Consider the following 14,492-nt stretch of genomic DNA (forward strand, 5'->3'; position numbering starts at 1 on the left):
ATAAATAGGGGGGGATTAATAAGGTTTATATAGAATTTTCTTTTAGATGAGACATTACGATTGCTGGTGAAATTTGATTGTATGTTAATTGTTGATCAATTAAATTGATCGTCTTTGCAATCTTTTTAGCCATCGAAACGACAATTGATAGACGTGTGTTTTGCAATACGGAATACTCCATAAATCCACTTATATTTACTACTCCAGTTATATGGATATCTCCAACTTCAGGTAAAGGCTTTTTTAATGCAGCGCCAGGCTTCAGTGATCCTTCACTAGCAATAATATGACCAACGGAATTTGTTTTTCCTAAGCATGCATCTACAGCAATAATAAATGGATTTTGATGATTACTATAAATTAAATTGATATAGTCATTTAGATTTGTAGCATGCACAGGATCTTGTAATGTTCCATAAACAGACATATGTCTTGGTCTAAGTTCATCTAAATATGTACCAGTTAAGGGTCCTAAAGCATCTCCAGTTGATCGATCTGTTCCAATACAAACAACAACATATTCGCGTGGCTTCTCAGGAAGCCATGAAATTATTTTGTTACTAATTACATCCGTCATGGTAGGTTCTGTATGTAACATTCTAATTGTATCATTTTTTGAATTTAAATGACTCTTTAGATTCATAGGTTTTCCTCCGCTAACATATTGATATTAGTATACGGAAATTATTTAACTTTTATACATCGTTCTTGGAAAACTATTTGCCAATTCCATATGGTGAATTTCTATGTTGCACTAAACGAGAGTAGGAAGGTAACACATAATCCTATTACAAAAAAATAATGGAGGATACGTAATGTTTAAATCAGGATTTAAATGGATGTTTTTAATCATCGGAACTACCATTGGAGCTGGATATGCCTCGGGAAGGGAACTATGGGAGTTTTTTGGCCATGAAAGTGGACTAGCCATTGCTTTATTCATGGTATTCTTTGTAGTTTCATGTATTGTCATTATGACAATAAGTTATGAGCGAAAATCTACGGAGTATCGCCCGGTGTTACGAGATATTGTAGGTGATAAATTAGCAAAACTTTATGATGTGATGATTTTTTTATATTTATATACAACTACGGTAGTTATGCTATCTGGAAGCGGTGCTACGGGACAAGCATTTAACTTTCCGTATTGGTGGGGAATTGTCTTTATTGTAATTGCATTAATTATTTTATTTAGTAAAGATATCACTGGATTATTATCCATAAACCAAATTATATTACCCATTTTACTTACTGGTCTATTATTTGTTTTAGTAATATTTACAATCGATCAAGATCTAGCATTGTTTTCACATTGGCATGAGCAAAGCAATTGGATTGCTGCATTCCCATTTACTGCATTAAATATTTTGCCTTTAATAGCTGTATTAGGTGCAGTTGGTAATAAGGTTGAATCTAAACAAGAGATTTGGTTTGCAGGAATTGGGAGTGGTGTTACATTAGGAGTAATTTCATATATTTATAATAATAGTCTCATTCAAATAGCAGATGAATTGTTACTCTATGAGATTCCTCTATTTGCTATACTCAAACATTATCCATTCCAAATGGTTATTTTTATGTCTATATTGTTATGGTTTGCTATTTTTACTACGGCAGCCGCAGGAGTACTTGGAATCGTAACTCGTGTAAATAGTTATTTAAATAAACCACTATGGATCATTGTCATTACAACATTATTAACGATGATTCCATTAACTACATTAGGTTTTTCTAACTTAATAGGTTTTTTATACCCAGTATATGGAGTATTAAATTTATATGTATTAACAAGGCTATTACTTTATCCGATTTGGAATAATATGGAAAAGAAAAGAGTGTAGGACTAGTTGAACATATTGTATTTACATAATAGAATGTTGTAATATAAAAGTGAATACAATCAAAAGGCAAAACTAACTAGATGTAAAAAGAATAAATGTGAGGAGAAGAGGACATGGTGGATAAGGATTTTGAATTAAATGATGTCGTACAAATGAAAAAACCTCATCCATGTGGTGAAAATCGATGGAAAATAATTCGAATGGGCATGGATATCCGTATTAAATGTCTAGGTTGTGATCATAGTGTGATGATTCCACGCCGTGAATTTACGAAAAAGCTAAAGAAAATTATAGAAAAATCTTCTAATTAATATGTTAAAATAGACTAAACACTGTAAAAAATGGTAAAATATATGTATAGAAAGATAGATATAGAGAAAACGATAGGGTAAAAAGCAAAAATAGGTATCTTTTTGATGCCTATTTTTGTTTTTTACCTGCTTGTCTTTTTTTTTACTAGTATCTATAATTGGAATAACGAACGCGTTCATATGAAGGAACCCTTAAGGAGTGAAAATTGAATGGCTTTAACAGCAGGAATTGTCGGACTTCCTAACGTAGGTAAATCTACGTTATTTAATGCAATTACGCAAGCGGGTGCTGAAGCAGCTAACTACCCATTTGCAACTATTGATCCTAATGTAGGAATTGTGGAAGTTCCAGACGAGCGCTTAAATAAATTAACAGAATTAGTAAATCCGAAAAAAACAGTACCTACTGCATTTGAATTTACCGATATTGCAGGTATTGTTAAAGGGGCAAGTAAAGGAGAAGGGTTGGGTAACCAATTTTTATCCCATATTCGTCAAGTTGATGCAATCTGTCAGGTTGTTCGTTGTTTTGTGGATGAAAACATTACCCATGTATCTGGTAAAGTAGATCCAATAGATGATATAGAAGTTATTAATTTGGAGCTTATTTTAGCAGATTTAGAAACGGTAATGAAACGATTGCAGCGTGTTGAAAAATTAGCTAAGCAAAAAGATAAAGAAGCAGTTGCTGAATTTACCGTATTAGATAAAATAAAGACTGCCCTAGAAGAAGAAAAACCAGCTCGTGCCATTGATTTTACAGATGAGCAACAAAAAATTGTTAAAGGACTTCACTTATTAACAAGTAAACCAATGCTATATGTAGCAAATGTAAGTGAAGATGAAGTTGCAGATCCTGATGGCAATGAACTTGTGCAAAAGGTTAGGGAATATGCTGCAAATGAAGGTGCTGAAGTAATTGTAATCTGTGCTAAAATTGAGGAAGAGATTTCCGAACTAGATCAAGAGGAAAAGGAAATGTACCTTGAAGAATTAGGTATTTCTGAATCAGGCTTAGATAAACTCATTAAGGCTTCCTACAGTTTATTAGGTTTAGCAACATATTTTACAGCTGGTGAGCAAGAAGTACGTGCGTGGACATTCCGAAAAGGGATTAAGGCACCACAAGCTGCTGGAATTATCCATACAGACTTTGAACGTGGTTTTATCCGTGCGGAAACAGTTTCCTATAATGACTTAGTAGAAGCTGGCTCTATGACACAAGCACGTGAAAAAGGCAAGGTTCGCTTAGAAGGAAAAGACTATATTGTTAAAGATGGAGATGTAATTCATTTCCGTTTTAATGTATAGGAAAACATATTAAAAAAACGTAGAAAAAGGATCTCTCGAAAACTTGTTATTTCGTATAAGATTTGGTATAATACACTATTGTGAGTAATGAATTTAGATTACTCCTTGCTCTTATTGCGAAAAGCTAAGCTTTTCTATAATTTAGAGCCGCTAAGACCAAAAGGAGGTGTAACGGATGAGAAAATACGAAATCATGTATATCATCCGCCCAGACATGGAAGAGGAAGCGCAAACAGCTTTAATCGAGCGTTTCAATAATATTTTAACTGATAATGGGGCGGAGATTGAAAAAGTTGATGAAAAAGGTAAAAAACGCCTTGCATACGAAATCAATGATTTCCGTGACGGATATTATGTAATAATTAACTTCTCTGGTGATGAAAATGCAATTAATGAATTTGATCGCCAAGCTAAGTTCTCTGAAGATATTATTCGCCATATCGCAGTTCGAGAAGATGATCAATAATTAGGAATAATAAGGAGTGGTTCTGATGTTAAATCGTGTCGTACTTGTCGGCAGGTTAACGAGGGATCCTGATCTACGTTATACACCAAGTGGAGTGGCAGTTGCTAACTTTACTGTTGCAGTCAATCGACCTTTTTCAAATCAGCAAGGAAACAGAGAAGCTGATTTTATAAACTGCGTCATCTGGCGTAGACCAGCAGAAAACCTTGCCAACTATATGAAAAAAGGTAGTATGATTGGTGTCGATGGCCGTATTCAAACTCGTAGTTTTGAAGGTCAAGATGGAAAAATGGTATATATTACAGAAGTTGTTGCTGATAGTGTGCAATTCTTGGAGTCAAAAGGTTCCTCACAAGGAGGACAAGGACAACAAGGCCAAGGCAATTATTCATCAGGATACCAGCAAAATCCAAATCAGAACCCAAACAACCAGAATCAAACTAGAGATAATCAATTTCAAAATGATGAGGACCCATTTAAAAATAATGGTGAGCCGATCGATATATCAGATGATGATTTACCATTCTAAACGAATGGCATAATGAACAAAAGGAGGGGTATCAATGGCAGCTCGTCGCGGTCGTGCTAAGCGTCGTAAAGTGTGTTACTTCACAGCGAACGGAATTACACACATCGACTACAAAGACGTTGATCTTCTAAGACGTTTCATTTCTGAGCGTGGAAAAATTCTTCCTCGTCGTGTAACTGGAACTTCTGCAAAATACCAACGTAAATTAACTAAAGCAATCAAACGTGCTCGTACAATGGCTTTATTGCCATATGTGGCTGAGTAATATAAAAAGCCTCTAAACTATTCATTAGTTTAGAGGCTTTTTCCTTTATCGATTTTAAGGATACGATCTGCTAATTTATTCGCTTCCTTTAAATCATGTGTAACTAATATCATTGGAATTTTCCACAATTCATGCAAACGTAATAATTCATTTTGACACTCTACTCTCGTATCTTGATCTAGTGCTGAGAAGGGTTCATCTAATAATAATGCATCTGGTTTAGTTGCTAATGCGCGAACCAATGCTACTCGCTGTTTTTCTCCACCGGATATTTGGTTAGGATAACGATCCAGTAAGTGTCTAATTGCAACGGTATCAATGAGCTGCTCTGTTAAATGAGCATCCTTCATTCCATATGAAATGTTCTTTTGAACCGTCATATGAGGAAAAAGTGCGTAATCCTGAAAGAGGTACCCTATATTTCGCTTTTGTATAGGAACAGGTTTCTTTTTTGTTTCATAGAAGGTACGATTCTCTAATTGAATCAGTCCTTGATCAGGATGTGCCAAACCGGCAATACAATTTAATATCGTTGTTTTACCTGCTCCAGAAGGGCCAAACAAAGCAATAATTTCTTCGTTCACATTAAAATGAATCTCTAATGAATAATTTTTTAGTTGTTTTTGTATACTTACTGAAAGCAATGAGCATCCCACCAATTAATTTTCACTTGTAAACCGTAATATATTTCGACCACTCCACCAGTTCAGCCATAGCATTGCACTAAATCCAATGATCACCATACTTACAACCCAAAAAATTGCTGTTTCCGTATTGCCAGATTCAACTGCAAAGTAGATCGCTAGTGGAATTGTCTCCGTTTGATTGGGAATATAACCGGCAACCATTAAGGTAGCACCAAACTCACCTAATGCACGGGAAAAGGTCAAAATTAGTCCTGCTAATAAACCTGGCCAAGCTAATGGGAAGGAAATGGTCCAAAAAACCTTTAGCTTAGAAGCTCCCATTGTATAAGCAGCATTCTCTACATTACGATCATAGGTTTGAAAAGCAGCAGAGGCACTTTGATACATTAATGGGAACGATACAACAATGGCTGCTATTACTGCGCCTGTCCATGTAAAGACGATCTGATAATCAATCCATTGCAATAAGAAACTACCAATCGGTCCATTTTTACCAAATAAATAGAGTAGGCCAAAACCTACTACCGTTGGCGGTAATACAATTGGTAATAATAAGATGGATTCGATGATCCTTTTTCCAGGGAATCGGTTTCTAGCAATGACCCGGGCTAAAATGGTTCCTAAAATCAACACAATAACTGTAGCACTTCCGGCTATTTTTAATGATAGAAAGAAGGGAGTGAAATTCATATTTAGTCCACCTTTAAAGATGTAAACCCATATTTTTTAAATAATTGAGTTGCTTTTTCTTGCTTTAGAAACAATAGAAAATCGTTAGCAATTTCTCTTTGCTCACTTGTTGCTATAACAGAACCAGGATATGTAATTGGTTCATGTAGGTCTTCATTAATGGATAGTAACTGTTTTACTTGATCGGATAGAAGTACATCCGTATAGTATACAAATCCGATCTCCGCATTACCTGAAGTGACATAGGTAAGAACTTGTCTTACATCCTTTGCATAAATTAGTTTGTTTTGTAGACGTGAATGATTCCAAATCCCACTGTTTTCTAATGCGGATTTGGTATAACTACCAGCAGGAACACTATCTGGATTTCCAATAGCAATTTGGTCAATATCATATTCCATTAATTCCTCCAAAGAATTTACTTCTATTGATGAATCTTGGTCTCCAATTAAGATTAGTTGGTTTTTAGTAAAATCAATTCTCGTATCAGATACCAATAACCCTTGATCATCCAATAAATCCATGGAAGGTTCATCCGCAGAAAGAAAAATATCCGCTGGTGCACCTTGCTGAATTTGTCTTGCTAGGGTACCAGAGCTACCAATATTTAATGTGATCGTTGTGTGCGGGTTTTCCATCTCATATAATTCCACTATTTCTTGTAAAACTTCTGTTAAACTAGTTGCTACTGAAATCAATAGCTCTTGGTTATTAGGTTCAGATTTATTAATTTCGTTCGTACTTGAACAACCAGTAAGCGTAACGAAAGTAGCTAAGATAATGATTAAATGTTTCATGTGAAACACTCCTGCGGTATGTATTATTTTTTTCTAGGTTTCCGTTTGGGATAAACGGATATAATGGCTATTAGCATAGTGAGGATATATAGTACCGAAATCCATAAGTATATGTCATGAACAGGAAAAAACAATGCAATTCCTGTATACAGTAGGAATGGTATTGTTGTGGTATATGCACACATTTTCCATAATATTTGTAATCGCAGTTTTCTATGCATAAAATGGGAAATCCACGTCATCACATAAGAAATAACTGTTATTGATAAAAATATAATAATGGTTAAGGGCAAATAATAAAATATAAAAAAATAGATAAGTAGAAAAACAATATTCATATCTGCCGAAAAACCCGAGTTTTCATAAATACGATCGGTAAGAGCTGGAATGGAAGCAATAAATAATAAGATAAACATATAAATTACTGTAATATCCATCCCGGTACGATTTAACTTAAATACAATTTCTTTTTTGGGTAAGCGTAGACTTTGAAGTAATGTTTGCCAAAAAATCATAATTTCCATCCTTTAATTGAATAGTAATAAAGTGAAACTTCATTCAGTGGGAATCTAACTCCCCGTTACGTGCGGGATAAATCTATTGAGCATCTTTCTTCTATTACGTAATTATATTATAATAGAAGCTACAAAAAAAGCGTGGGCTACTTCACTATAATTACTTCTTATCTACCTTCTAAAATCAGCTGTTGCGTTGGAAATACTTTTCTCTCATTCTAATTCCAAATTCCTTGAAATCCATGTTATCATATACTAATGAGATAAAATACTACCTTTAACCTGAGATGAGAAAATATAAACTTTCTTATGCTGTGTAAGTGCAGCTATGGCATTTCGTATGAATGCTTTACTCAAGAGTATAAGGGCTACTAGAAGCAAAGAAATCTCTTGAACAATTCATGTAATGATTGCCAAGTTTGCTAATAAAATACTGGGGTGCAAAAAAATATGAATCAATCCAAAAAACTAACGGATGGAGCATTATTAACATCTATCTTTATCGTATTATTACTTGTAACGTTTTTTGTTCCGTTTACATCAATCTTTCTTACGTTTGTACTACCCGTACCATTTATAATTTTTACAGCAAGACATGATTGGAAGCCATCACTAGTTATGTTAACTGCCGCTATTATTATATCTTCCTTATTTGCAACGATTTTCTCTTTGCCTATAACGGTCATGTCAGGGCTAGGTGGAATGATGATAGGGACTGCTATAAAACGAGGATTCACGGCCTATGAAACGTGGGCGAGAGGGACAGTTGGTTTTGTAGCTGGTATACTGTTTGCATTATTATTTACGCAGGTTCTATTTGATGTAAATATTATAGATGAAACGAATCTAATGATTGATGAATCAGTACAGATGAGCCGTGCTATGATGGAGCAATTTGGTCTAGAAGAAGAACTATTGGATGAACAGTTTACGTTAATCGAACAACAATTAGAAATGTTTATTGATTTACTTCCTATGCTAATTGTAATGATGGCTCTCGTACAAGCATTAATTAGTCAATGGGTTGGGTATAAGGTAATGAATCGTATTGAAGGTCGCAAGCTCCGTTTTCCAAAGTTCCATCAATTACAATTTCCAGTGGCAATTATATGGATTTATTTCTTAGCATTAATTATAACGTTATTTCAACCTGATCCCGAGGGAATACTCTTTATTGCATTACAAAATGTGTTAATGCTGGCTGGATTTTTTATGGTTATACAAGGATTTTCTTTTATCTTCTTTTACGCACATTATAAAAAAATGTCTAAAGCATTACCAATTATTGTAATCATCATAACCTTGATTTTTTCAATACTATTACTTCCTTTGGTCCGAATCTTAGGTATAATTGATATAGGGTTTGGCCTAAGAGAGCGTATGAAGAAAAAAGAGTAAGAATAAGCTTTTGTAGTAGAAGGCTGAAGATACTGTAATGTTAAGGTATCCTTATAAACGGATTACCTGTAATGGTCTTTCTAAGTAGGAGCTGAATGTTAATGCCTGATTTACTAAAGAAACCGACGCTTAGTAAACATTTATGGATTATATATATTATATCCGCTATATTACTTGGCGTTATTTGGTATTACCAATGGATACTAGGGATGATAATGACGGTCTTATTAATTACGTCATTTTATTATAGTGTTCGTAATGAAAAAACAATACTCAATGAAACAGAAAAATATATTTCAACCCTCTCCCACCGTGTGAAAAAGGTTGGCGAAGAGGCGTTATTAGAAATGCCAATTGGAATTGTATTGTTTTCTGAGGACTACCAAATTGAATGGACGAACCCTTATATGAATCAATTTGCAGATGAAGATTCATTAGTAGGGAAATCGTTAAATGTTATTTCCGAAAATTTAATACCAATGATTAAAGAAAATAAAGAAGAAGTTTGGGTTAAGTTAGAGAACTATGAGTTTCAAACGACGATTAAGAGAGAAGAGCGGCTATTATATTTGTTTGATCGTACCAAACAAACTGAAATTCAAACATTGTACCAAAATGAGCAACCAGTTCTGTTTATCATCTATCTAGATAATTATGATGAACTTACACAAAACCTTGAAGATACATTAAAGAGTCAGTTGAACTCATATGTTACTTCATTTTTAAGTAAATGGTCTCAAAAAAATGGTTTATATATTAAGCGAACATCTCAGGATCGCTTTTTAGCAGTCGGAAACAGAGAAATTCTACAAAAACTAGAAAAGTCTAAGTTTGATATTTTGGATGAAATGCGTGAGTTAGATACAGAACTTGATATTCCTATTACACTTAGTATAGGAATAGGAGTTGGAAAAAATTCTACATTACCTGATCTGGGTGAACTAGCACAATCTAGTCTTGATTTAGCTTTAGGTCGTGGTGGTGACCAAGTAGCCATTAAAGATGATTCTGGAAAAGTTCGTTTCTATGGTGGTAAAACAAACCCGATGGAAAAACGTACAAGAGTACGAGCTCGAGTAATATCACACGCACTAAAAGATCTAGTTAAAGCAAGTGATAATGTTATTATAATGGGACATCAATCACCAGATATGGATTCCATTGGAGCGGCAATAGGGATATTGAACATTGCCCAGACGAATGGAGTTAATGGCTTTATCGTTTTTGATCCCAATGATGTTGATACAGGTGTTTCACGAATGGTGGAAGCAATTGAAGAAGAAGAGTCACTTTGGCAACATTTCATTGAGCCTGATGATGCAGAAGATATTGTAACAAGTCGGAGCTTAATTGTTGTTGTCGATACGCATAAGCCTTCTATGGTAGTTGATAAACGTTTATTAAATAAGACGGAATATAAGGTTGTCATTGACCATCATCGTCGTGGGGAAGACTTTATTGAAAATCCAACACTAGTTTACATGGAGCCATATGCATCATCAACGGCTGAGCTAGTTACCGAATTGCTAGAGTACCAGCCAAAAGGAAAAAAACTTACGATGCTAGAAGCTACTGCTTTACTAGCAGGTATTACTGTAGATACAAAGAGCTTTACATTACGAACTGGTTCGCGAACCTTTGATGCTGCATCATATCTACGTGCAAAAGGTGCGGATACAGTACTGGTTCAGCAATTTCTTAAAGAAGACTTAGATTTATATATAAAAAGAAGCAAACTTATTGAACGAGCAAAGGTCTATCGTGATACAATTGCTATTGCAAAAGCAAAGCCAGATGATATTTATGGGGCAGTGTTAATTGCTCAAACAGCAGATACACTGTTAACCATGAGTGGTATTAATGCATCATTTGTTATTTCAAAACGTAGTGATGGAAGAGTTGGGATTAGCGCTCGGTCACTTGGCGAAATTAATGTTCAAGTCATTATGGAAAAAATGGATGGTGGCGGGCATTTAACAAATGCAGCTACTCAAATAGAAGATACAACGATTGATGACGCAGAAGCACTTTTAAAGGATATATTAGATGAATATTATGAGGGGAGAGAATCGGAATGAAAGTAATTTTCTTAAAGGATGTTAAAGGAAAAGGGAAAAAAGGAGACGTAAAGAACGTTTCTGACGGATATGCGCGTAATTATTTGTTGAAAAACAATTTAGCAAAAGAAGCTACACAAGGAAATATGAAAGCATTAGAGGCACAAAAGAAGAAAACGGCTCAATTAGAACAACAAGAAAAAGATGAAGCAGTTAAATTAAAAGAAACATTAGCAGAACTAACCGTTGAAATAAAAGCTAAATCTGGTGAAGGTGGCCGTTTGTTTGGTTCGATCACGAGTAAGCAAATAGCTGAAGTATTAAATAAAGAGCATGGCCATAAAATCGACAAACGTAAAATTGAATTAGATCAACCGATTCGTGCATTAGGATATACAAATGTTCCAGTTAAACTTCATCCAGAAGTAACAGGAACTGTGAAAGTTCATGTTGTTGAACAATAGAAATCGAACTGGAAAAGGTCTCTCAAGTAAAGGAGGAACAATGAATGAGTGAATGGAATGATCGCACTCCACCACATAATTTAGAAGCAGAGCAAGCGGTTATCGGTGCAATCTTTCTTGAACCAGAGGCATTTTCAACAGCGTCTGAATTACTGGTGCCGGAGGATTTTTATCGTGCAAGTCACCAACGCATTTTTGCTACGATGTTAAGTCTTGCCGATAAAGGGGAACCGATTGACCTTGTGACAGTAACCACGTCACTTTCAAATAGTAAACAATTAGAGGAAGCTGGAGGAGTATCTTATTTATCAGAGGTAGCCGAAAGTGTTCCTACTGCTGCTAATATCGAATATTACAGTAAAATTGTTGAGGAAAAATCCGTTTTAAGACGATTAATTCGTACGGCTACAGATATTGTTACCAATACCTTCGATAAAGAAGATGAAGTAGAAGACGTTTTAAATGAAGCGGAAAAAAACATCTTAGAAGTATCAGGGCGAAAAAATTCAGGAGCCTTTAAAGCAATAAAAGATGTCCTTATTGAAGTGTATGATAGTATTGAACAATTGCATCATAATGATGCGGAGGTAACAGGTGTCCCAACAGGTTACCGGGATCTAGATAAAATGACGTCAGGATTCCAGCGAAATGATTTAATTATTATTGCGGCTCGTCCTTCTGTTGGTAAAACAGCTTTTGCATTAAATATTGCCCAAAATGTTGCCGTAAAAACAGATGAAAATGTTGCTATCTTTAGTTTGGAGATGGGAGCAGAACAACTTGTTCAGCGTATGTTATGTGCTGAGGGAAATATCGATGCCCAACGTCTACGTACGGGGTCATTACAAGCAGATGACTGGAGTAAATTAACAATGGCAATGGGATCATTATCGAATGCAGGGATCTATATTGACGATACTCCAGGTATTCGCGTAAGTGAGATCCGTTCGAAGTGTCGTAGATTAAAGCAAGAACATGGATTAGGAATGATTTTAATTGATTACTTACAGCTAATCCAAGGAAGTTCAAAGAATGGTGAAAACAGACAGCAGGAAGTTTCAGAGATTTCTAGATCATTGAAAGGTCTTGCACGTGAATTAAATGTTCCACTAATTGCTTTATCACAGTTATCACGTGGTGTAGAACAACGTCAGGACAAGCGTCCAATGATGTCCGACTTACGTGAATCTGGAAGTATTGAGCAGGATGCTGATATTGTTGGATTCTTGTATCGTGATGATTACTATGATAAGGAATCAGAAAAACAAAACATTATAGAAATTATCCTTGCAAAGCAACGTAATGGTCCAGTAGGCACCGTAGAACTTGCCTTTGTTAAGGAGTATAATAAATTCGTAGATTTAGATCACCGCTATCAAGAAAGCGATGTTCCACCAGAACCAATTCAAGTTTAAAAACAGCCATATGGCTGTTTTTTTATGCTTTTTTAAGATAGGTTCATTTTTATCTAAAACAGGCGAGAACCCCCCATCTTCAAGGTACAGTACATTACACCTCAAATTTTCACCAAGTTTCTCATACAATAAGTTACTTCGCATTCTACACCCATTACATATCAACACTCACTACGTAAAACCATTTTAAATCGAACAATACCGAACAATAGATTCATATATTAATATATTATTCGTATTTACATTGACTATGAACAAAGATACTGTTAAAATTACACATGGAAATTACAAAAAAACAAATGATTTGAAGGTGGAGGTGCGCTATGTCCTCAGTAGTAGTAGTTGGAACCCAATGGGGCGATGAAGGAAAAGGAAAAATAACTGATTTCTTATCGCAAAATGCAGAAGTAGTCTCACGTTACCAAGGTGGTAACAATGCAGGACACACGATTAAGTTTGATGGCGTTACATATAAATTACATTTAATTCCTTCAGGTATATTTTTCGATGATAAAATTTGTGTACTTGGTAATGGAATGGTAATTGATCCAAAGGCGTTTGTAGAAGAACTAAAATACCTACACGAACGCAATGTTTCAACGGACAACCTAAGAATTAGTAACCGTGCACATGTTATTTTACCTTACCATTTAAAATTAGATATTTTACAAGAAGAAGAAAAAGGAATTCATAAAATAGGTACAACGAAAAAAGGTATAGGTCCAGCTTATATGGATAAAGCAGCTCGCAGTGGAATCCGAATTGCTGACTTAATGGATAAAGAAACATTCCGTAGTAAACTTGAACAGAACTTAAAAGAGAAAAACCGTTTATTTGAAAAAGTATATGAGGTAGAACCTTTACAAGTGGAAGAAATCCTTGAGGAGTACTATGAATATGGACAGCAGCTTGCACAATATGTCTGTGATACATCCGTCGTTTTAAATGAAGCATTAGATGATGGACGTCGTGTTTTATTTGAAGGAGCTCAAGGAGTAATGTTAGACATTGACCAAGGTACGTATCCTTTTGTAACCTCATCTAATCCAATTGCTGGTGGTGTAACAATTGGTGCAGGTGTTGGACCAACGAAAATAAACCATGTAGTTGGTGTTTCTAAAGCGTATACTACTCGTGTCGGAGATGGACCATTTCCAACAGAGCTCCACGATGAGGTTGGAGATCAAATCCGTGAAGTTGGTCGTGAGTATGGTACGACAACAGGAAGACCACGTCGGGTAGGCTGGTTTGATAGTGTGGTTGTTAGACATGCGAAGCGTGTTAGTGGAATTACCGATTTATCACTAAATTCTTTAGATGTACTAACAGGGATTAAAACGTTAAAAATATGTGTTGCATATCGCTATAAAGGTGAGTTAATGCATCAGTTTCCAGCTAGCTTATCTGTATTAGCGGAATGTGAACCGGTATATGAAGAAATGCCTGGTTGGGATGAAGATATTACTAATGTAAAAAACCTACATGAACTACCTGAAAATGCAAGGCATTATCTAGAGCGTATTTCACAGTTAACAGAAATTCCACTCTCTATCTTCTCTGTAGGACCAGATCGCTCACAAACAAATATTGTACGAAGTGTATATAGCAGCTAAACGAAAAGGGATCGCACTAGGTAAAATAGTACGATCCCTTTTCATTTTCCTATTCCATACAATTGAAATAGACAAGCTTTCTAAATATCCTTACATAATTAGCTAAAATTCAGAGCGATTTCATGCAAATCATGATACATTTCGTAATAATTATGTAAAATAAATGTCATATT

Annotated in this window: 16 protein-coding genes; 11 read left to right on the forward strand and 5 right to left on the reverse strand. The window is 35.1% G+C overall.

The features are described 5' to 3' along the window. Positions 1-25: 25 nt before the first annotated feature. Positions 26-643, reverse strand: a complete 618-nt coding sequence (gene yyaC, locus GMD78_RS07085; protein WP_155668132.1) for a spore protease YyaC — start codon at positions 641-643, stop codon at positions 26-28. Between the two features lie 172 nt (positions 644-815). On the opposite strand from yyaC, the gene GMD78_RS07090 reads away from it, so the two are divergent. From GMD78_RS07090 to rpsR, 6 genes are all read left to right on the forward strand, one after another. Further along, positions 816-1,841, forward strand: a complete 1,026-nt coding sequence (locus GMD78_RS07090; protein WP_155668133.1) for a YkvI family membrane protein — start codon at positions 816-818, stop codon at positions 1,839-1,841. 113 nt (positions 1,842-1,954) lie between these two features. Continuing rightward, positions 1,955-2,152: a DUF951 domain-containing protein gene (locus GMD78_RS07095; RefSeq protein ID WP_155668134.1), complete on the forward strand. Its 198-nt coding sequence runs from the start codon at positions 1,955-1,957 to the stop codon at positions 2,150-2,152. A gap of 210 nt (positions 2,153-2,362) precedes the next feature. Then, positions 2,363-3,463 carry a redox-regulated ATPase YchF gene (ychF, locus tag GMD78_RS07100; protein ID WP_155668135.1) on the forward strand — a complete coding sequence of 367 codons (1,101 nt, stop codon included), beginning with the start codon at positions 2,363-2,365 and terminating at the stop codon, positions 3,461-3,463. Positions 3,464-3,638: 175 nt separating this feature from the next. Further along, positions 3,639-3,929 (forward strand): 30S ribosomal protein S6, encoded by a 291-nt coding sequence (gene rpsF / locus GMD78_RS07105; protein ID WP_155668136.1) that lies wholly within the window; start codon positions 3,639-3,641, stop codon positions 3,927-3,929. A gap of 25 nt (positions 3,930-3,954) precedes the next feature. Next, positions 3,955-4,458, forward strand: coding sequence for a single-stranded DNA-binding protein (ssb, locus tag GMD78_RS07110; RefSeq protein WP_155668137.1), 504 nt, complete (start codon positions 3,955-3,957; stop codon positions 4,456-4,458). A 34-nt stretch (positions 4,459-4,492) separates the two neighbouring features. Next, positions 4,493-4,723, forward strand: a complete 231-nt coding sequence (gene rpsR, locus GMD78_RS07115) for a 30S ribosomal protein S18 (RefSeq protein WP_050350602.1) — start codon at positions 4,493-4,495, stop codon at positions 4,721-4,723. Positions 4,724-4,752: 29 nt separating this feature from the next. Here rpsR and GMD78_RS07120 read toward each other — a convergent pair whose 3' ends face one another. Genes GMD78_RS07120 through GMD78_RS07135 form a run of 4 tightly spaced genes read right to left on the reverse strand, consistent with a single transcriptional unit; the run spans position 4,753 to position 7,372 of the window. After that, a complete protein-coding gene (locus tag GMD78_RS07120; protein ID WP_155668138.1) occupies positions 4,753-5,367 on the reverse strand; it encodes an ATP-binding cassette domain-containing protein in 615 nt (204 codons plus the stop codon). Between the two features lie 15 nt (positions 5,368-5,382). Then, complete coding sequence (gene modB, locus GMD78_RS07125; RefSeq protein ID WP_155668139.1) at positions 5,383-6,060, reverse strand: molybdate ABC transporter permease subunit; 678 nt, start codon at positions 6,058-6,060, stop codon at positions 5,383-5,385. 2 nt (positions 6,061-6,062) lie between these two features. Continuing rightward, complete coding sequence (gene modA / locus GMD78_RS07130) at positions 6,063-6,857, reverse strand: molybdate ABC transporter substrate-binding protein (protein WP_155668140.1); 795 nt, start codon at positions 6,855-6,857, stop codon at positions 6,063-6,065. 23 nt (positions 6,858-6,880) lie between these two features. After that, positions 6,881-7,372 (reverse strand): hypothetical protein, encoded by a 492-nt coding sequence (locus GMD78_RS07135; protein WP_155668141.1) that lies wholly within the window; start codon positions 7,370-7,372, stop codon positions 6,881-6,883. A 450-nt stretch (positions 7,373-7,822) separates the two neighbouring features. Here GMD78_RS07135 and GMD78_RS07140 point away from each other — a divergent pair, with 450 nt between their 5' ends. From GMD78_RS07140 to GMD78_RS07160, 5 genes are all read left to right on the forward strand, one after another. Continuing rightward, complete coding sequence (locus tag GMD78_RS07140; protein WP_155668142.1) at positions 7,823-8,770, forward strand: YybS family protein; 948 nt, start codon at positions 7,823-7,825, stop codon at positions 8,768-8,770. Between the two features lie 101 nt (positions 8,771-8,871). Further along, positions 8,872-10,848 carry a DHH family phosphoesterase gene (locus GMD78_RS07145; RefSeq protein ID WP_155668143.1) on the forward strand — a complete coding sequence of 659 codons (1,977 nt, stop codon included), beginning with the start codon at positions 8,872-8,874 and terminating at the stop codon, positions 10,846-10,848. Next, complete coding sequence (gene rplI, locus GMD78_RS07150; protein WP_155668144.1) at positions 10,845-11,291, forward strand: 50S ribosomal protein L9; 447 nt, start codon at positions 10,845-10,847, stop codon at positions 11,289-11,291. Before GMD78_RS07145 ends, rplI begins: the two co-directional genes overlap by 4 nt. Before the next feature lie 44 nt (positions 11,292-11,335). Beyond that, entirely contained in the window at positions 11,336-12,706 is a 1,371-nt protein-coding gene (gene dnaB, locus GMD78_RS07155) for a replicative DNA helicase (RefSeq protein WP_155668145.1), read from the forward strand. 323 nt (positions 12,707-13,029) lie between these two features. After that, positions 13,030-14,319 carry an adenylosuccinate synthase gene (locus tag GMD78_RS07160; RefSeq protein ID WP_155668146.1) on the forward strand — a complete coding sequence of 430 codons (1,290 nt, stop codon included), beginning with the start codon at positions 13,030-13,032 and terminating at the stop codon, positions 14,317-14,319. The last annotated feature ends 173 nt before the right edge of the window (positions 14,320-14,492 follow it).

The organism is Ornithinibacillus caprae (genome assembly GCF_009728145.1).
GTDB lineage: Bacteria > Bacillota > Bacilli > Bacillales > Amphibacillaceae > Ornithinibacillus > Ornithinibacillus caprae.